The organism is Blastococcus tunisiensis, from assembly GCF_900112815.1.
GTDB classification, from domain to species: Bacteria; Actinomycetota; Actinomycetes; order Mycobacteriales; family Geodermatophilaceae; genus Blastococcus_B; species Blastococcus_B tunisiensis.
Genome location: NZ_FOND01000002.1, coordinates 300586 through 317248, shown reverse-complemented (window position 1 = coordinate 317248; position 16663 = coordinate 300586). Strand labels below are relative to the sequence as shown.

At 75.2% G+C, this 16663-nt stretch carries 24 protein-coding genes, 1 tRNA gene and 1 pseudogene; 12 read left to right on the top strand and 14 right to left on the bottom strand.

Annotated elements, in window-relative coordinates:
- The first annotated feature begins 408 nt into the window (after positions 1-408).
- Positions 409-1047: an AAA family ATPase gene (locus BM142_RS04035; protein WP_217640556.1), complete on the top strand. Its 639-nt coding sequence runs from the start codon at positions 409-411 to the stop codon at positions 1045-1047.
- A gap of 10 nt (positions 1048-1057) precedes the next feature.
- Here the strand turns inward: BM142_RS04035 and BM142_RS04030 are convergent, their stop codons facing one another.
- Positions 1058-1552 carry a MarR family winged helix-turn-helix transcriptional regulator gene (locus BM142_RS04030; RefSeq protein ID WP_092195469.1) on the bottom strand — a complete coding sequence of 165 codons (495 nt, stop codon included), beginning with the start codon at positions 1550-1552 and terminating at the stop codon, positions 1058-1060.
- 29 nt (positions 1553-1581) lie between these two features.
- Positions 1582-1989: a nuclear transport factor 2 family protein gene (locus BM142_RS04025; protein WP_092195468.1), complete on the bottom strand. Its 408-nt coding sequence runs from the start codon at positions 1987-1989 to the stop codon at positions 1582-1584.
- A 132-nt stretch (positions 1990-2121) separates the two neighbouring features.
- On the opposite strand from BM142_RS04025, the pseudogene BM142_RS25070 reads away from it, so the two are divergent.
- A pseudogene (locus BM142_RS25070) lies at positions 2122-2343 on the top strand (FmdB family zinc ribbon protein); the annotation flags it as partial.
- A gap of 14 nt (positions 2344-2357) precedes the next feature.
- On the opposite strand, the gene BM142_RS25065 reads toward BM142_RS25070, so the two are convergent.
- The gene (locus BM142_RS25065; RefSeq protein ID WP_254790536.1) at positions 2358-2564 is read right to left on the bottom strand and encodes a hypothetical protein; all 207 of its coding nucleotides are present in this window, start codon (positions 2562-2564) and stop codon (positions 2358-2360) included.
- Between the two features lie 70 nt (positions 2565-2634).
- Here BM142_RS25065 and cpaB point away from each other — a divergent pair, with 70 nt between their 5' ends.
- Positions 2635-3264, top strand: coding sequence for a Flp pilus assembly protein CpaB (gene cpaB, locus BM142_RS04015; RefSeq protein WP_092195466.1), 630 nt, complete (start codon positions 2635-2637; stop codon positions 3262-3264).
- Between the two features lie 50 nt (positions 3265-3314).
- The gene (gene mscL / locus BM142_RS04010; RefSeq protein ID WP_092195465.1) at positions 3315-3752 is read left to right on the top strand and encodes a large conductance mechanosensitive channel protein MscL; all 438 of its coding nucleotides are present in this window, start codon (positions 3315-3317) and stop codon (positions 3750-3752) included.
- Between the two features lie 4 nt (positions 3753-3756).
- On the opposite strand, the gene BM142_RS04005 is transcribed toward mscL, so the two are convergent.
- Positions 3757-4458 (bottom strand): YbaK/EbsC family protein, encoded by a 702-nt coding sequence (locus BM142_RS04005; protein ID WP_092195464.1) that lies wholly within the window; start codon positions 4456-4458, stop codon positions 3757-3759.
- 114 nt (positions 4459-4572) lie between these two features.
- Here BM142_RS04005 and BM142_RS04000 point away from each other — a divergent pair, with 114 nt between their 5' ends.
- The 3 genes from BM142_RS04000 to BM142_RS03990 are packed head-to-tail and all read left to right on the top strand — an operon-like array spanning position 4573 to position 6217.
- A complete protein-coding gene (locus tag BM142_RS04000) occupies positions 4573-4929 on the top strand; it encodes a VOC family protein (RefSeq protein ID WP_092195463.1) in 357 nt (118 codons plus the stop codon).
- Positions 4926-5342, top strand: coding sequence for a PaaI family thioesterase (locus BM142_RS03995; RefSeq protein ID WP_254790520.1), 417 nt, complete (start codon positions 4926-4928; stop codon positions 5340-5342). The genes BM142_RS04000 and BM142_RS03995 overlap by 4 nt, the downstream gene beginning before the upstream one ends.
- Positions 5339-6217, top strand: a complete 879-nt coding sequence (locus BM142_RS03990) for a phosphotransferase (RefSeq protein ID WP_092195462.1) — start codon at positions 5339-5341, stop codon at positions 6215-6217. Before BM142_RS03995 ends, BM142_RS03990 begins: the two co-directional genes overlap by 4 nt.
- Here BM142_RS03990 and BM142_RS03985 read toward each other — a convergent pair.
- The 6 genes from BM142_RS03985 to BM142_RS03960 are packed head-to-tail and all read right to left on the bottom strand — an operon-like array spanning position 6186 to position 9998.
- Positions 6186-7103 carry an MSMEG_6728 family protein gene (locus BM142_RS03985; protein WP_092195461.1) on the bottom strand — a complete coding sequence of 306 codons (918 nt, stop codon included), beginning with the start codon at positions 7101-7103 and terminating at the stop codon, positions 6186-6188. The two genes, BM142_RS03990 and BM142_RS03985, sit on opposite strands and share 32 nt — an antisense overlap.
- Before the next feature lie 50 nt (positions 7104-7153).
- Positions 7154-8017, bottom strand: coding sequence for an NAD-dependent protein deacetylase (locus BM142_RS03980; RefSeq protein ID WP_092195460.1), 864 nt, complete (start codon positions 8015-8017; stop codon positions 7154-7156).
- A 31-nt stretch (positions 8018-8048) separates the two neighbouring features.
- Complete coding sequence (locus BM142_RS03975) at positions 8049-8495, bottom strand: SRPBCC family protein (protein WP_092195459.1); 447 nt, start codon at positions 8493-8495, stop codon at positions 8049-8051.
- Between the two features lie 43 nt (positions 8496-8538).
- Entirely contained in the window at positions 8539-8898 is a 360-nt protein-coding gene (locus BM142_RS03970; RefSeq protein WP_092195458.1) for a hypothetical protein, read from the bottom strand.
- 28 nt (positions 8899-8926) lie between these two features.
- Positions 8927-9328 carry a hypothetical protein gene (locus tag BM142_RS03965; protein WP_092195457.1) on the bottom strand — a complete coding sequence of 134 codons (402 nt, stop codon included), beginning with the start codon at positions 9326-9328 and terminating at the stop codon, positions 8927-8929.
- 52 nt (positions 9329-9380) lie between these two features.
- Entirely contained in the window at positions 9381-9998 is a 618-nt protein-coding gene (locus tag BM142_RS03960; protein ID WP_217640555.1) for a LysE/ArgO family amino acid transporter, read from the bottom strand.
- A 73-nt stretch (positions 9999-10071) separates the two neighbouring features.
- Here BM142_RS03960 and BM142_RS03955 point away from each other — a divergent pair, with 73 nt between their 5' ends.
- On the top strand, positions 10072-10950 hold the full coding sequence (locus tag BM142_RS03955; RefSeq protein ID WP_092195456.1) for a LysR family transcriptional regulator ArgP: 879 nt from the start codon (positions 10072-10074) through the stop codon (positions 10948-10950).
- 32 nt (positions 10951-10982) lie between these two features.
- Here the strand turns inward: BM142_RS03955 and BM142_RS03950 are convergent, their stop codons facing one another.
- The 3 genes from BM142_RS03950 to BM142_RS03940 form a co-directional block, all read right to left on the bottom strand.
- Positions 10983-11753, bottom strand: a complete 771-nt coding sequence (locus BM142_RS03950) for a hypothetical protein (protein WP_092195455.1) — start codon at positions 11751-11753, stop codon at positions 10983-10985.
- A 132-nt stretch (positions 11754-11885) separates the two neighbouring features.
- Complete coding sequence (locus BM142_RS03945; RefSeq protein WP_139228755.1) at positions 11886-12416, bottom strand: hypothetical protein; 531 nt, start codon at positions 12414-12416, stop codon at positions 11886-11888.
- A 165-nt stretch (positions 12417-12581) separates the two neighbouring features.
- Positions 12582-12654, bottom strand: a tRNA-Arg gene (locus tag BM142_RS03940).
- Positions 12655-12835: 181 nt separating this feature from the next.
- Between BM142_RS03940 and BM142_RS03935 the strand changes: the two genes are divergently transcribed.
- The 4 genes from BM142_RS03935 to BM142_RS03920 all read left to right on the top strand — a co-directional run bounded on the left by BM142_RS03935 (position 12836) and on the right by BM142_RS03920 (position 16308).
- A complete protein-coding gene (locus tag BM142_RS03935) occupies positions 12836-13156 on the top strand; it encodes a GNAT family N-acetyltransferase (RefSeq protein ID WP_092195453.1) in 321 nt (106 codons plus the stop codon).
- Between the two features lie 36 nt (positions 13157-13192).
- Positions 13193-14599 (top strand): cryptochrome/photolyase family protein, encoded by a 1407-nt coding sequence (locus tag BM142_RS03930; protein WP_092195452.1) that lies wholly within the window; start codon positions 13193-13195, stop codon positions 14597-14599.
- Positions 14592-15401, top strand: coding sequence for an Fpg/Nei family DNA glycosylase (locus tag BM142_RS03925; protein ID WP_092195451.1), 810 nt, complete (start codon positions 14592-14594; stop codon positions 15399-15401). The genes BM142_RS03930 and BM142_RS03925 overlap by 8 nt, the downstream gene beginning before the upstream one ends.
- Positions 15402-15474: 73 nt before the next feature.
- Positions 15475-16308 (top strand): glycoside hydrolase family 25 domain-containing protein, encoded by an 834-nt coding sequence (locus tag BM142_RS03920; protein WP_092195450.1) that lies wholly within the window; start codon positions 15475-15477, stop codon positions 16306-16308.
- A gap of 3 nt (positions 16309-16311) precedes the next feature.
- On the opposite strand, the gene BM142_RS24810 is transcribed toward BM142_RS03920, so the two are convergent.
- Positions 16312-16620, bottom strand: a complete 309-nt coding sequence (locus BM142_RS24810) for a putative quinol monooxygenase (RefSeq protein WP_217640554.1) — start codon at positions 16618-16620, stop codon at positions 16312-16314.
- Positions 16621-16663 lie beyond the last annotated feature (43 nt).

The following is a 16663-nucleotide window of genomic DNA, read 5'->3' as shown; positions in this document are numbered from 1 at the left end:
CCCCGCCCGGCCACGCCCCGGCCACCCCGGCCACCCCGGCCACCCCGGCCACCCCGGCCACGATCAGCTCACCTGATCGTGGCGCGTCCTCCCCCACGGTGGGCGGTGAGGGAGGACGCCGTACGGCGAGGGAGGACCGTCGGACGGGGACGGGGACGGGGACGGGGACGGGGACGGGGACGGGGACGGGGACGGGGACCCGACACGAGGGGACGTCGAACCGCGACGGACGACGCCGGGCCGGGACGACGTCCTGTCGCGAGCGGGCAGGCCGGACGGCGAGACGACGTCGGACGGCGAGGGAGGACCGTCGGACCGGTCGGCCAGGATGCCGCCGTGGACAGACAACCCGTGCGCAGGTTCCGACCCGATCCCGGCGCACCGCGGCCGCCGTCCGGTACCTGGCCCGTGACGGTTCCCGCCATCGCCCAGATCCTGCGCGACGGGCTGGACGTGCCGCCGGGGGCCACCGTCCTGGTCGGCGAGAACGGTTCGGGGAAGTCCACCGTCCTCGAGGTGCTCGCCGCGGCCCTGGGCATCAACGCCGAGGGCGGCTCCCGGAACACCCGGCTGGTCACCCGGCCCAGCGAGCCGGGGTCGCTCGACCTGATCGTCGAGCGGTCTCCGGGCGCCGACCGCTGGGCGTATTTCCTGCGCGACGAGACCCTGCACGGCCTGTACAGCTACCTCGAGTCCACCGGCGGGGCCGATCCCCTGTTCCACGAGATGTCGCACGGCGAGGGGCTGCTCGCGATCGTGGGGAGCCGGCTGAACTCGGGGGGCTTCTTCCTGCTGGACGAGCCCGACGCCGCGCTGTCGTTCACCGGCACCCTGTCGCTCCTGGTCCAGCTCGGCGGCCTGGTGGAGCGCGGCGCCCAGGTGGTCATCGCCACCCACTCCCCCGTCCTGGCGGCGCTGCCGGGGGCGCGGATCCTCGAGGTCGGGGACTGGGGGCTGCGCGAGGCGGAGTGGTCCGCGCTGGAGCTGGTCGCGAGCTGGCGGCAGTTCCTCGACGGTCCGCAGGCGTTCCTGCGCCACCTGGCCTGAGGAGGTCGGCTCAGTCGGCGAGGTCGGCGCCGTGCCGCACCCGCAGACTGCGGTCGGGGTCGACCTGCGCGGCGATGGCCTCCAGGGCGTCCCCGAGCGCACGGGTCTGCTCGGCGGTGAGCGGGGCGAAAACCGCCTCGCGGACGGCCTGCACGTGCCCCGGCGCGACGGCGAGGACGACGTCGTACCCCGCGTCGGTGAGCACGGCGAGGTTTCCCCGGCCGTCGTCGGCGGCGCGTTCGCGGCGGACCCATCCGCGGTCCTCGAGGCGGGCGACGGTGTGCGAGAGCCGGCTCTGCGACTGGTTGGCGCGCCGGGCGAGATCGCTCATCCGCCGGCTGCGGGTGGGCGACTCCGACAGCATCGCGAGCACCACGTAGGCGGCGTGGCTGAGGCCGGCGTCCCGCTGCAGCTGGGCGTCGAGCGCGCGCGGCACGAGCTCGGACACGGTGAGCCAGGCCCGCCAGGCCAGCTGCTGCTCGTCGTCGAGCCACCCGTCCGCCACGGGCGAGACCGTACTGCCTGCAGAGGCGGTCAGGTTCCCGCGGTCAGCCGCCGGCCCATCTCCTCGTGCACGGCCTGGATCGCCTGCAGCGGGCGCATCATCACCCGGAACTCGACGATCCGGCCGTCGTCGTCGCAGCGGATGACGTCCACGCCGTTGACGTACTTCCCGTGCACGCTCGTCTCGAACTCGAGCACCGCGGTGTCGCCGGCGAGGACCTGCTTCGTGTACCGGAAGGCGCCGTCCCCGCCCCCGGTGTCCCCGGCCAGCGAGGCGGCGGCGGCCTCGAGGTAGCGCGTGGTGATCTCCTTGCCGCGCTGCGGCGTGTAGACCACCGGCGAGTAGAAGACGACCTCGTCGGCGAGCAGGTCCGCGAGGCCGCCCGGGAGGTCGCCCCGCATGTACCGGTGCCACCGGGCGACGACGTCGTCGATCACGTCCGAACCTCCTCCTCCGGGGCGTGGCCGGCGCGCCACCGCTCGACGTCGCGGCGCACGGCGCCCGAGCGCCGCGGACCCTACCGCCGGATTGCTCACACCGGGCGACGTCCGTGGACGCCCGGTACCGCGATGGCGCATCATTGGCAGTCACCGGGTGCGAGTGCCAGCCGGTCGAACCCATCGTTGCGCCAGGGAGCCATCGCCGTGCCCACGTACCAGTACGCCTGCACCAACCCCGAGGGCAAGCACGAGTTCGAGGTCGTGCAGTCCTTCACCGACGCCCCCGTGAGCGAGTGCCCGCAGTGCGGCGCCGCGGTGCGCAAGGTGTACGGCTCGGTCGGCGTGGTCTTCAAGGGCTCGGGCTTCTACCGGAACGACAGCCGCAAGGCTGCCTCGTCGTCGGAGGGCTCCTCCTCGAACGGCTCGTCCTCGTCGAAGGAGAGCTCGTCGTCGAAGGAGAAGTCGTCGTCGTCGTCGAAGGAGAGCTCTTCTTCCGCCCCGGCCGCGAGCACGTCGGCGAGCAGCTCCTCCAGCACGGCGACCTCCGCCGGCTGACGCGGCCGGTCGTCCACAGCCGACGACCGGATCCACAACCCGGGCCTGCCGGGGTCCGTCGGCGCGCTCCGGCGCCAGGCTGGGCCGGTGACCCGCATCCCCCGTCCCCGCTTCCCGGTGCACACCGCCCGCCGGACGGGCGCCGGGATGCTCGTCGTGCTGGCGCTGGTCCTGGCGGTGCGCCCCGACCCGTCGCCCGCCGCACCGCAGGTGCGCGCCGAGCTGCCGGTGGCGGTGGCGGCGGCCGACCTCCCGGCGGGCGCGGTCCTCGTCGCCGCCGACCTGGCCGCCGCGCGGTTCCCCCCGGAGCTGCGTCCGGCCGGCGGAACCGCCGACCCGGCGGAGCTGGTCGGCCGGGTGCTGGCCGGAGCTGTCCGTGCCGGCGAGCCGGTGACCGACGTCCGGCTCGTGGGTCGGGGGCTCACGGCGCTGCTGCCCGAGGGGCAGGTCGCGGCGCCGGTGCGGCTGGCCGACCTCGCCGTGGCCGCGTTGGTGAACACCGGGGACCGGGTGGACGTCCTCGCCACCGCACCGGACTCGGGCACCGCCGAGGTGATCGCCGCCGCGGCGCTCGTCCTGGCCACCCCGGGCGACGGCGCCGACGGTCAGGACACCGCCGCCGGGCTGCTCCTCCTGGCCGTGGACGGACCGACCGCCGCCCGGCTCGCCGCGATGGCGACGGCGGCCACCCTCACGATCAGCCTGCCGCCACCGTGACACGCCGGGCCGCTCTGGTGCCCGGGTCCCCGCTGTGCCTGGATGAGCCCATGCTCAAGGGATTCAAGGACTTCCTGCTGCGCGGGAACATCGTCGACCTCGCCGTGGCGGTGGTGATCGGGACGGCGTTCACGCTGCTGGTCGCCTCGTTCACCGAGTCGTTCCTCCAGCCGCTGATCGGGCTGCTCGGCGGCGGGGGCGTCGACGGGGGCACGGTCACCGTCGACGGGCAGGCATTCACCTGGGGCGCGTTCGTCAACCAGGTCATCACCTTCGTGCTGACGGCGGCGGTCGTCTACTTCGTCGTGGTGGTGCCGATGCGGAGGATCATCGAACGGCGCAAGCGCGGCGAGGAGGCCGGCCCGACCGAGCCGACGCAGGTGGAGCTGCTGGTCGAGATCCGTGACCTGCTGCGCCGTCAGCAGGGCATGGGCGCCGGCCAGGACCCGTCGGGCCCGGGAACCACCAGCCTGCCCGGGCAGCTGTAGCCCCTCAGTCACTGCCCCAGTGCGGGGGGCGGTCCTCCAGGTAGCGACGGTCGGCGTCGGAGGGGTCGGCGGGCCGGTCCCCCCAGCCGACGTCGCTGTCGTCCGGCGCCCGCAGCGGGCGGGCCGGGGCAGCGGCAGGAGGCGCCGGTTCCGCGGCGATCGGCCGGCCCAGGCCCGCCAGCACCCGGGCGGCCGGCAGCGCGGCCAGCGCGGCTCCGGGGACGGCCAGCTTGCTGCCGCGGATCCCGGATCCGATCACCACCAGGTCGGCCGCCGCCACGGCCTCGTCGACCAGCACCGGCCAGCCGTCGGGCAGCCCCAGCGGGGTGATGCCGCCGAACGCCATCCCGGACTCGGCGACCGCGACGTCCTGCGGCGCGAACGAGGCCTTGCGGGCGTCGAGGTGGCGGCGCACCAGCCCGTTGACGTCGGCGCGGGTGGTGGCGAGGACGAGACAGGCGGCGAGCGTCGTCTGCCCGGCCCGGCGGGCCGCGACGACCACGCAGTTGGCCGACGCCGCCAGGGGCACGCCGTAGGCCTCGCTGAACGCCGCCGTGTCGGCCAGGTCGTCGTCGATCTCGGCCACCCACGCCGGGGCGCCCAGCGACGGGAGCGCACCGGCGACCGGCGCGGCGAGCAGGTCGCGGTACTCGGCGGCGGGCAGCCACTCGAGGGAACCGAGGCGGGGCGCAGGAGGGAGGGCCACGCCCCGATCCTCCGTCACGCCGCCGGGCCGCCGCAGCAGGGGCTGTCCGGAACGCCGTGCACCGCGGCCGGGTTCCGGCTGTCGCGCATCGCCCCGTCCCGCCAGGATGAGGCCATGATCGGTCAGCTCCACTCCGTCGTCATCGATGCGCCGGACGCGCACGCGCTCGCCGGCTTCTACGCCCAGCTGCTCGGCATGGAGGTGCAGGGCTCCCCCGGCGACGACTGGGTCGTCGTCACCGGCGCCGGTTACCGGATCGCCTTCCAGCAGGCGCCGGACCTCCGGCCGCCCGACTGGCCGGACCCCGAGCGCCCCCAGCAGTTCCACCTCGACATCCGGGTGGCCGACGTCGACGCGGCCGAGCCGCAGGTGCTCGCCCTGGGCGCCCGGCGGCTCCCCGGCGGCGGCGGCGACTTCCGGGTGTACGCCGACCCGGTCGGGCACCCCTTCTGCCTGGTCTGGGACGCGTGAGCGAGGTCCCGGCCGTCGACCTCACGGCCACCAGCGCCTTCGTGGCGGCGATGAGGTTCGAGGTGGCCGACGCCGACGGCTCCCGGGTCACCGGCTCCGTCGAGCTCGGACCCGACCAGCACACCCCGTGGGGCGTCGTGCACGGCGGCGTGTACTGCTCGGTCGTCGAGTCGGCCGCCTCCATCGGCGCGAGCCTGGCGGTCCGGGACCGTGGCCAGTTCGCGGTCGGCGTGAACAACAACACCGACTTCGTGCGCCCCATGACATCGGGGCGGCTGGAGGTGGCCGCCGAGCCGGTGCAGCAGGGCCGGACCCTTCAGCTCTGGCAGGTGGTGCTCACCCGCGCCGACGACGGCAAGCTCGTCGCCCGCGGGCAGGTGCGTCTGCAGAACGTGCCGCTGCCCGGGGCGTGAGCGAGGCCCGGCTCGCCGAGGCGGTCGCCGTCGCGCGGGGCGTGGCCGCCGAGCACGGCCTGCGCACCGATCCGCAGGTGCTCCAGGACGGCATCAACGTCGTCCTCCACCTGCGGCCGGCACCGGTGGTCGCCCGGGTCGCGACGCTGACCCGGCTGCTGCGCGACGACGGGCTGACCCCGTTCGGCCGCGAGGTGTCGCTGGCCGGGGAGCTCGCGGCGGCCGGCGCGCCGGTGCTCGCCCCGAGCGACGTCCTGCCCCCGGGCCCGCACCGGCGCGGCCGCACCGTGCTCTCGTTCTGGACGCACGTGACCGTGCTGCCGCGGCGGCCGGGCCCGGCGGAGACGGCCGCCGCCTTCGCCGACCTGCACGAGCACCTCGCCCGGCAGCCCGCCACCGGCCTCCCCCTGGACACCCCGCTGCGCGACCTGGAGGCCTTCTGCGCCCGCGCCGGGGCGTGGGGGGTGAGCGACGCGGACCTCGACGCGCTCGCCGGGCGGCTCGAGCGGGTGCGCCCCCGCCTGCACGGCGAGCTGCGCCGGCTGCACGGCGACGCCCACCCCGGCAATCTGCTGGCCACGCCCGACGGCTGGCGCTGGACCGACCTGGAGGACACCTGCAGCGGCCCGCTCGCCTGGGACCTCGCCTGCCTCCGGACGACGGGACGCCTGGACGGACGCGCGGCCCTCGACGCGCTGCCGGGCGCCCCGACCGACGCCGAGCTCGCCCCGTGGGTCGAGCTGCGCCGGCTGCACGCGGCCGCCTGGTCGGTGGTGCACGCCAGCGCCCACCCCGAGGCGGCCGGTGCCGCCGCGGACCGGCTCGCCGCGGCGCTGGGCGGGGTCAGCCCGGCAGCGCCGCCGGGTCCAGGGTGACGCGGAACAGCGCCCGCGGGTCCTGCAGGGTCGCCGGAGGGCGGACCGCCGAGCGGGGCACGACCCGCTCCCAGCGGGCCGGGCGCCGGTGCGGCAGCAGCTCGCGGCCCTGGAACAGGTAGTCCCCGACGACCTCGCCGAGCAGCAGGCCGGCGCCGTGCTCGACCGGCAGCGCCACCCGCTGCCCGGGCACCAGCTCGTCGAGGAACGCCGAGAGCTGGCGCAGGTCCTTCGCCGGACGCCGTCCCGACAGCTCCCTGGCCAGCGCGCGCAGCTCGACCGGGCCCAGCCCGGTGGCGTCGACGTCGATGCCCGACTGCGTGCCGAGACCGACCACGCCCGCCGCCAGGCAGGCGCCGAGCTCGTTGTGGGCGCGCGGACGGACCACCCAGACGGGGATCCCCTCCGGCGGTGCCGCGGGCGGGACGTCGTCCGGTCCCGGCCAGACGTAGGGCAGGTCGTCGGGCTCGGGACCGAACAGCTCGGCGAACCGCGTCCGGTAGAAGCCGGGATCCTTGGCGATCAGGTTCGACCGGTGGGACCGGTGCAACTGCTCGTCCCCGAGCCAGGAGGGCAGCAGCCCGGCCGCGGCGAGCTCCTCCTGCGGCAGACCGACGACCGCGGGTGCGAACTCACCGATCTGCGCCGCGGTGGTGTCGGCGAAACCGCGTTCCCGCCAGATCCGCGCCATCGCCAGGCCGTAGGCGACCAGCGCCGGCGTTCGGCCGCGCCACATCTGGACGGCGGGGTGGCTGGCCCAGCCGTAGTCGGGCAGCTCGATGGCGCGCAGGATCTGCAGCGTCTCCACCCGCTGCTTGCCCAGCCGCGGGGAGTCCAGCAGCCGGGCGCTCTCGGCGAAGTCGGCGACGGGCAGGAAGGTCTGCATCGTCGCCAGTCTCGGTCAGGCCGGGCCCGGGCGCCGGGTCAGGGCGCCGGTCAGGACAGGCGGGCGGCCAGCGCCGGCAGGACGACGCCCAGCGGCGCGTCGACCCGGACGTCGGCCTTGGTGTCCCCCCGGGTGGGCCCCACGTTGACGATCGCCACCGGGATGCCGAGCTTGGCGGCGCGCAGGACGAAGCGGTAGCCGCTCATCACGGCCAGGGAGGAGCCCAGGACCAGCAGGCTGCCCGCCGACTCGACGAGCTGGAAGCACCGGTCCACCCGGTCGCGCGGCACGGTCTCGCCGAAGAAGACGACGTCGGGCTTGAGCGGCCCGTCCCCGCACACGACGCAGCCCACCATGACGAACCCGTCGAGAACCTCGTCGGGCAGCTCGGCGTCACCGTCGGGGTTGATCTCGTCGGTGCGCGGCCCGAAGTGCGGATTGGCCTCCTGCAGCCGCTCGTCGAGCCCGGCCCGGGAGGCCACGTCGCCGCAGGTGAGGCACACCGTGCGGTCCAGGCCACCGTGCAGCTCGACGACGCCGGAGGCGCCGCCGGCCTGGTGCAGCCCGTCGACGTTCTGGGTGATGACGCCGCCGAGGAGCCCCGCGGCCTGCAGCCGGCCCACCGCCCGGTGACCGCCGTTGGGCCGGGCCGCGCGGATCTGCCGCCAGCCCACGTAGCTGCGCGCCCAGTAGCGGTGCCGGCCGCGGGGGTCGCCGGTGAAGGTCTGGTAGGTCATGGGGGTGTGCCGGCGGAGTGTTCCGGTGGCGCCCCGGTAGTCGGGGATGCCGGAGTCGGTGGACAGCCCCGCCCCGGAGAGGACGACGCACTCCCCGTCGGCCAGCAGGTCGGCGAGCGCGTCCAGCGCGACGTCGCGGCCCGGATCGGCGATGGGTGCGGCGGTCACGCCGACCATCGTCCCTGCTGATCGCCGGCCGCGCCGCCGCTCAGCTGCCGGTGAGTTCCGCCTCGAGCCGCCCGAGCATCTCGTCGTACACCCGGCGCAGGCCCTTCGGGGCGAAGGTGCGCTCGAAGAAGCCGCCGATGCCGCCCGCGCCGTTCCAGGTGGTCCGGACCCGGACCGTGGCGACGCCGGCGTCCGCGGGCAGCACCGTCCAGGTGGTGACCATCGAGGAGTTCTCGTCGGACTCGACGAGGGAGTCCGCGGTGGGCTCGGTGACCGCGACGAGCTGGTCGCGCACCCGCTTGGACGTGGCCGCGAACCGCCAGTGCACGCGGCTGCCGGCCCCCTGCCCACCGGCCTCGACCCGGTAGTCGCTGAACTGCTCGGGCAGGGCGCGGCGGCGGGCGCCCTCGTAGTCGGCGAGGGCGGCACGCACCTGCTCGGCAGGCGCTCGGACGACTCGTTCGGCGGTGGCGACGACCTGGCTCATGCACCCCATCCTGCCGTCCGCGGTGCCCGGTGCCGCGGACCGGTCACCCCGCCTCCTCGGCGTTCAGGTAGGTGCATCGGAAGCGGGCCGCGGACATCGCCTCGGTGAACCGGGCCTCCCACGCGGGGTCCTGGGCGGGGAAGGTCTCCAGGACACGCTCGTCGAGCACCTCCGGCCGGCCGTCCAGCGCGACGTAGGCCCGCCGCACCATCACCCGCGTGACGCCGTCCACCTCGTCGTGGGCGGGCACCCACCTGGCCTGCTCGATCGCGGCCGCGAGCTCGGCCCGTTGCCGGGCGGGCAGCGCCGCGGGGTCGCCCTCCCGCCAGCTGTTCCTGAGGACCCACGCGAGCGCGGCGAGCAGGGCGAGGATCACCACCAGCTCGAGGACCACCAGGACCATGCACCGACGGTAGTTGGCCCGGGCGGGATCAGGGCGTCGGCCGGCCCACCGGCCACGCCGTGCAGGGCAGCACGGCCTCGTCGCTCGTGGGCACCGGCAGCTCCGCGGCACCGCTGCCGAGCACGGGTCGTGGGCGCCGTGGCTGGCGGCTGCCGGACCCACCCCCGCGGTGCGGGTAGACCAGCACCCCGTTGACCGGGTCGGGGGCCGCGTCGAGGGCGGCGAGGAGCACGGGGGCCTGGCGGAAGGCGTCGCGCCGGCGTTCGTCGTCGAAGGTGAACTCCAGGACGACGCCCCACCGGTGCTCGTGCTCGTCCCAGAAGACGGCGGCACCGGTCAGCGCCGCCTCGATGAGCCGGTCGTGCCACACGCGGGCCCATCCGGCGGCGGGCGTCGCGCCGTCGAACACCTCGACCGTGATCCAGTGCACAGTGCTGCCGGACGCTACGCCGACGGCGGGCGGGGAACCAGAGGGTTCGGCGTCAGAGCGCGGCGGCCAGGAGCCCCAGCCCGAGGAGGGCCATGACCACGGCGATGCCGGCGTCCAGCACCCGCCAGGCCGCCGGACGGGCGAACAGCGGCCGGAGCAGCCGGGCGCCGTAGCCGAGGGCGGTGAACCAGAGCACGCTGCCGACGGCGGCACCGGCGGCGAACCACCACCGGCCGATGCCGCGGCTGTCGGCCACCGAGCCCAGCAGGAGCACGGTGTCCAGATACACGTGCGGGTTGAGCCACGTCAGGGCCAGGCAGGTGACGACGGTGGCCAGCAGGCCGTTGCGGGTGCCCGCCGGGTCGACGGCGATGGCCGACGGACGCAGCGCCCGGCGCGCGGCGAGCACGGCGTAGCCCAGCAGGAAGGCGGCACCGCCCAGGCGGATGACGGTGATCGCGCCCGGCAGCCGCTCACCGAGCCAGGAGTGGCCCGCGACCCCGGCCAGGATGAGCACCGCGTCGGACACCGCGCACACCGCGACGACCACGGTCACGTGCTCCAGGCGCAGGCCCTGCCGGAGGACGAACGCGTTCTGCGCCCCGATCGCCACGATGAGCGAGAGGCCCATCCCCAGCCCTGCCAGTGCGGCCAGCACTCCCGTCGTCACGGGGACCGACGCTAGGAGCGGCTGTGTCGACAGTCCAGCTCATGTTTCTTACGCACGATTAGAGTCGCTGTTCATGGACGTGGATCTGGCCCAGCTGCGGACGCTGGTCGCGGTGATCGACGAGGGCACCCTCGAGGCCGCCGCCCGGCGGCTGCACGTCACGCCGTCGGCGGTCTCCCAGCGCCTCCGCGCACTGGAGGCGGCCACCGGCCGGGTGCTGGTGCAGCGGGGGAAGCCGTCGACCGTCACGCCCGCGGGCGAGCCGGTGCTGCGGCTGGCCCGCCAGGTGGGCCTCCTGGTGGCCGACACCAGCCGGACCCTCGACCCGGACGACCGCGCCGCCGCGCCCACCGTGCCGATCGCCCTCAACGCCGACTCGCTGGCCACCTGGGCCCTGCCGGCGCTCGCTCCGCTGGCCGGCCGGCTCCGGCTCGACCTGCACAGCTCCGACCAGAGCCACACCAGCGCCCTGCTGCGCGCCGGCACCGTCATGGGCGCGGTCACCTCCGACGCCGAACCGGTGGCCGGCTGCCGCGTGACACCGCTCGGCGCGATGCGCTACCTGCCCTGCGCCACCCCCGCGTTCGCCGACCGCTGGCTGCCGGACGGTCCCGACGACGAGGCCCTGCGCCGGGCGCCGGTGGTCGTCTTCGACCGCCGCGACGACCTCCAGCACACCTACCTGCGCCGGCACCTGACCTCGACGGTGGACGTGCCGGTCCACTACGTCCCCTCGTCGGCGGACTTCCTGACCGCCGTGGAGCTCGGGTTCGGCTGGGGCATGCTCCCGGAGCTGCAGCTCGCGGACGGGAAGCGCACGGTCACGTCCTTCGACCCGGCCGGTGCCGTCGACGTCGCCCTCCACTGGCAGCAGTGGCGGCTCGAGTCCGACCCGCTCGGCCGGGTCGCCGACGCGCTCATCCGGGCCGCGCGTGCAGCACTCCGCGGCTGACCGACGATCAGCGGAGCTCGCCCGGCTCCTGGTCAGCCCAGCTGCGCGCAGAAGGCGGCCGGGTCGTCCGAGCAGGCGGCCCCCGCCGACATCTCTCCGGCGGAGAGTCGGCGGACCGACGCGGGGTCGGTGAACCAGCGCAGCTCCGAGATCCTCAGCTGCACGGTGGGGAAGGCGTCGCTGCGGCCATCCGGCGACCCGGGACCGACGGCCCGGTCGAGGACGACGAAGACGGTCACGGAGTCGGCGCCCATCTGGTTCCAGAACGTGTCCGTCGTCGGCAGCGGCGGGTAGTCGGCACAGTAGGGCCCCGGATCGCCTCCGGAGTCCGCGAAGACCCCGACGTCCCCGATGTCGGGCGGCGTGCCGGGTCCGGCGCTCACCGACACGTGGGCAGCCAGCCCGCCGAGGGGCGCGGCACTATCGCTCGTCGAGGTGTAGGTGAAGTCCAGCGCCACGTACTGCAGCGACGGCCCTTCCACCGGGCAGGTGCTGGAGAACCCGGGCACGGGCGGGACGAGCCCGGTGCGCACCGGGCCCTGGGTGACGACCAGGTGCCCGAGGGGACCACCCCCGGCGGTGTGCAGGTCGCCCTCGGCGACGACGACCGGGAGGTCGGGGTCCGGAGCGACGACCACGGGGACGGCGCCGGAGTCGGGCGACGCCTCATCGGGCCGATCCTCCGCCTCGGTCGTGGCCAGGTCGTCGAGGAATCCGCAGCCGGCCGTACCGGTCAGGACGGCGACGCCGGCCAGGATCGCACCGACCGCGCTGCGGCCGCGACGCCGTCGCTGTGCTGACAAGGGCTTCCTTCCCGGGCCGGATCCGGCGCGCGAGAGTTTCATATCCAGGTTCCGGGGTCAACGACGGCGCGGTCCCCGACCGGGAGCGCCCGGCAGGGTGGCGTCCCGCCGACGTCGCCGACGGCTCCGGACTCAGCCGCCGTCGCGGCGGAGGAGTTCGACCCGTCGCTCCAGGCGCACGGGCGTGGTGAGCACGAGGGCCACCAGCGCCAGGGTCGCTGCGACCGCGATCCACCACCATGCGGACTGCGCGACGGCGAAGAAGCCGGTGACGAGCACGAGGACGGCGGAGAACGTCAGAGCGCGAGTCCGCGTCGCCCGGAGCGCGAGCAGGCGATCCTCCACGAGGTGCAGAGCGGCTTCCCGCTGACCTTCGTCATCGGGCACCGGGCCTCGGCGGGCCGCCCGCTCGACCAGGGCGCGTTCGTGCTCGGGCACCTCCTCGGCAGCCGCCATCGAGTCGCGGACCTCGTTCGCGGTCAGGTAGCCGAGCCCTGGGGCGCAGATCACCGTCACACCGACTGCGAGGACGACGGCCGCCGTCCAACTGCGGTCGCCGATCAGCCGGAAGAGGAGCACGAAGAAGGGGGCCAGGAGCAGCCCCACCACGATCGAGAGCTTCCACCAGGCCGCACGCAACAACCACGCGTTCATCGCGAGCATCCTGGGCGATCGTGATCATGCGCGCCCGCACGGTCACCCGGTCGGGCGACTCGGGCCGCCTGGCAGCGCGCCACGAAGGCGCAGCACCGGTGTGGTCGTGGACCCCGCGCGTGGCGAGACCCACCGCCCACCCGCCACGCACCGGTCCAGCTGTTCTTCTGTGGGTGCCCCCGGCAGGATTCGAACCTGCGGCACACGGTTTAGGAAACCGATGCTCTATCCCCTGAGCTACGGGGGCGGCGGCGTGACGGGGTGGAACCGCCGCGCCGATGCGGAGAGGCTAGCCGGTCCCCCTGGAACACGCGGCACACCCGACTCGTCACCACCGGTGAGACGAACTGGCGCGTCTCGGGACTACCGTCCGGGTAGACGTCAGGTTCCGGCAACGGCGCCGGGGGGAAGACGGAAGGACGAGCACGATGGACATGCAGGTGGTGGACGTCCCCGAGCGGGGACGCTTCGAGATCCGGCTCGACGACCGCGTCGTCGGCCTGGCCAGCTATCACGTCGACGGCAGCACGATGACCCTTCCGCACACCGAGGTCGATCCGGGTGTCGGGGGCCGCGGCATCGGCACCACGCTGGTGGCCGGGGTCCTCGACGCCGCCCGCGAGCGCGGGCTCACCGTGCTGCCCTACTGCTCCTTCATCCGGCACTACATCCAGCAGCATCCCGAGCTGGTGGACCTCGTCGCGGCCGACGACCGGCCGCACTTCGGCCTGGAGACCGCCGACCGCTGACCTGCGGTCGCGCCGGCCGCTGCCTACGCTCCGCAGGTGCCGACGTCGTTGCTGTGGTTCCGCCGCGACCTCCGCCTCGGTGACCACCCGGCACTGCTCGCCGCCCTGGACGACGCCGGCCCCGGCGGGGACGTGCTGCCGGTGTTCGTCCTCGACCCCCGGCTCTGGCGGCCGGCGGGTGGGCCGCGCCGGCAGTTCCTCCGCGACTGCCTGGCCGACCTGCAGCAGTCGCTCGGGGGTGCGCTGGTGCTCCGCTCCGGCGAACCGGCCACCGTCCTGCCGGCCCTGGTACGGGAGGTCGGCGCGACCTCGGTGCACGTCTCGGCGGACACCGGCCCCTACGGCCGGCGGCGCGACGCCGCGGTCGAGGCGGCGCTGGGCGACGTCCCCCTCCTCCGCACCGGCTCCCCGTACGCGGTGACGCCGGGCCGGGTGACCAAGGGCGACGGCACCCCGTTCAAGGTGTTCTCGCCCTTCGCCCGGGCCTGGCGCGCGCACGGCTGGCGGGCTCCGGCACCGCGGCCGGAGACGGTGCGCTGGCTGCGCGACGTCGCGTCCGAGGACCTGCCGCCCGCCCAGGACCTGGGCGCGACCCGGCTCCCGGCGGCCGGGGAGAGCGCCGCGCTGGCGGCCTGGGACCGGTTCCGGGAGGAGCTGCTGCCCGGCTACCCCGACACCCGGGACCGCCCCGCCACCGACGGCACCAGCCGCCTGTCGGCCTACCTCAAGTACGGCTGCGTGCACCCGCGGACGCTGCTGGCCGCCCTCCCCGACGACGACCGGACCGCCGAGGCGGTGCGCCGGTTCGCCGACGAGCTGGCCTGGCGGGAGTTCTACGCCGATGTGCTGTGGCACCGCCCGGAGTCGGCGCGCGAGCCGCTCGATGCCCGGGCCGGCGCCATCGAGTACGACAGCGGCCCGGGGACCGAGGAGCTGTGGACCGCCTGGGCGCAGGGCCGCACCGGCTACCCGATCGTCGACGCCGGCATGCGCCAGCTCCTCGGCGAGGCCTGGGTGCACAACCGGGTGCGGATGATCGTGGCCTCGTTCCTCGTCAAGGACCTGCACCAGGACTGGCGGCGGGGTGCCCGGCACTTCCTGCAGCACCTGGTCGACGGCGACCTGGCCAGCAACAACCACGGCTGGCAGTGGGTGGCCGGGACGGGCACCGACGCCTCGCCCTACTACCGGGTGTTCAACCCCACCCGGCAGGGCAAGCAGTTCGACCCCGACGGCGAGTACGTGCGGCGGTGGGTCCCGGAGCTGCGCGACGTCCCCGCCAGGTTCGTGCACGAACCGTGGCTGGCACCCGGCGGGCCCCCGCCCGGCTATCCCGAGCCGGTGGTCGACCACGCCGCCGAGCAGCAGGTCGCCCTCGCCCGCTACGAACAGGTCCGCTCCGGCGGGACCGCGACCGGAACCCGGAGGGGATCCCGTGCCTGAGGGGCACACGCTCCACCGCCTGGCCCGCGAGCAGCAGCAGACCTTCGCGGGGCGGCCGGTGCACGTGACCAGCCCGCAGGGGCGCTTCGCCGCCGGCGCCGCACTGCTCGACGGCCGGGTCCTGCAGGCGGCGTCCTCCTACGGCAAGCACCTGTTCGCCGACTTCGGCGGCGACGTCCTGCACGTGCACCTCGGCCTGTACGGCGCCTTCACCGGCGGCACCGGGGACCCGCCCCCGGCGAAGGGCGCCCTCCGCATGCGGTGGACCGCCCCGGGTCCGGACGGCGCCGGCGCGTGGACCGACCTGCGGGGCCCGACGGCCTGCGAGGTGCTGGCTCCCCCGGAGGTGGCGGCGATCCTGGCCCGCCTGGGCCCGGACCCGCTGCGGCCCCGGGCGGACGGCGGGGTCGCCCACCGCCGCATCGGAGGCAGCCGGACGGCGATCGGCGCGCTGCTCATGGACCAGTCGGTCCTCGCCGGCGTCGGCAACGTCTACCGGGCCGAACTGCTCTTCCGGCACGGGATCTCGCCCTTCCGGCCCGGGCGCGAGGTGGCGGCCGACCTCTGGCAGCGGATGTGGGCCGACCTGGTCGTGCTGATGCGCTCGGGGGTCCGGATGGGCCGCATCGTCACCACCCTGCCCGAGCACCGCACCCGCCGGAGCGGCGTCGTGCAGCGCGACGACGCGCACTACGTCTACCGGCGCACGGGGCTGCCCTGCCGGATCTGCGGGACCCCCGTCCGCACCGAGGTCATGGCCGGGCGCAACCTCTACTGGTGCCCGGTGTGCCAGGCGATCTGACGGTCACCGGCGCTCCCCAGGATGAGTGCGACCCGGCGACACGGGATCGCCCACGCGTGTAGGTTCGCCGCCAATGCCGACATCAGCGTGGAGGACCGCCGTCGTCGCCCTCGGGGCGACAGCGGCCCTGGCCGTGCCCGCGACCGCGGCCGCGGCGCCCACCGCAGGCTCCCCGTCGTCCACCACCGTGGGCTACGACGTGTCCTACCCGCAGTGCGGCACGGAGCTCCCCCGCGACCGGGCCTTCGCCGTCGTCGGGGTCAACGGCGGCCTGTCCACCCGGGCCAACCCCTGCCTGCAGGACCAGCTGACCTGGGCCTGGAACTCCTCCGGCGAGGTCGACGGCCAGCCGCCCGCCCAGCTGTACCTGAACACCGCCAACCCGGGCGAGCTGATCGACCGGATCACCACCTGGCCCACGGACGGCTGGACCCCGTACGGCAGCTGCGACGGCACCAACTCGATGGCCTGCTCCTGGGAGTACGGCTGGGAGCGCGCGCAGAACAGCGTGCTGTCGTTCTTCGTCCCCGCCGCGCGGGCGGCCCAGCTGGACAGCCAGCCGGCCCGCTACACCTGGTGGCTGGACGTCGAGACGATGAACACCTGGCAGCAGGGCTCGGACGAGGCGCGCGCCCGCAACCGGGCGACGCTCGAGGGCATGGCCGGCTACCTGCTCTCCCGCGACGCGGAGGTCGGGGTCTACTCGACCGGCTACCAGTGGTCGCGGATCGTCGGCGAGGTCGACGACGACAGCGTGCTGGCCGGGCTGGACAGCTGGCTGGCCGGCTCGCTGACGCTCGACCAGGCGCGCGAGGCCTGCGAGCAGGACCCGCTGCTGCCCGGCGGCGAGGTGGTCCTCAGCCAGTACGTCCGCGACGGGCTGGACCACAACACCTCCTGCGACTGAGCGCTACAGCGCGCCCTTCCCGGCGTCCCCGGCCGGGACCGGGGTCAGCCGCCGCACGTCCAGCGGGGCGGCCAGCTTGTCGGCCAGCTCGCCGCCGAGCGTGGTCAGCGCCTCCGCACGGCCGTGCACCTTCAGCGCCTCGGGGCTCTCCCAGCGCTCGACCATGACGAACGAGCCATCACCCTCGTGCAGCGCGTACAGCTCGCAGCCCGGCTCGGCGTGCACCTTCGGGACGGCGGCGGTGATCGCCTCCCGCACGGCGTCGACCTGGTCGGGCTTCGGGGTGATGGTGGCGACGACGACGACGGACACGCAGGCCTCCGCGAACGATGGATCGGGCGCCAGCTCTGGTGCT

Bases quoted from the DNA above. Each gene is read 5' to 3' on its own strand.
- mscL (WP_092195465.1), top strand. From the start codon at position 3,315: ATGCTCAAGGGATTCAAGGACTTCCTGCTGCGCGGGAACATCGTCGAC.
- BM142_RS04000 (WP_092195463.1), top strand. From the start codon at position 4,573: ATGATCGGTCAGCTCCACTCCGTCGTCATCGATGCGCCGGACGCGCAC.
- BM142_RS03985 (WP_092195461.1), bottom strand. From the start codon at position 7,103: ATGCAGACCTTCCTGCCCGTCGCCGACTTCGCCGAGAGCGCCCGGCTG.
- BM142_RS03980 (WP_092195460.1), bottom strand. From the start codon at position 8,017: ATGGTCGGCGTGACCGCCGCACCCATCGCCGATCCGGGCCGCGACGTC.
- BM142_RS03975 (WP_092195459.1), bottom strand. From the start codon at position 8,495: ATGAGCCAGGTCGTCGCCACCGCCGAACGAGTCGTCCGAGCGCCTGCC.
- BM142_RS03970 (WP_092195458.1), bottom strand. From the start codon at position 8,898: ATGGTCCTGGTGGTCCTCGAGCTGGTGGTGATCCTCGCCCTGCTCGCC.
- BM142_RS03955 (WP_092195456.1), top strand. From the start codon at position 10,072: ATGGACGTGGATCTGGCCCAGCTGCGGACGCTGGTCGCGGTGATCGAC.
- BM142_RS03945 (WP_139228755.1), bottom strand. From the start codon at position 12,416: ATGCTCGCGATGAACGCGTGGTTGTTGCGTGCGGCCTGGTGGAAGCTC.
- BM142_RS03935 (WP_092195453.1), top strand. From the start codon at position 12,836: ATGGACATGCAGGTGGTGGACGTCCCCGAGCGGGGACGCTTCGAGATC.
- BM142_RS03920 (WP_092195450.1), top strand. From the start codon at position 15,475: ATGCCGACATCAGCGTGGAGGACCGCCGTCGTCGCCCTCGGGGCGACA.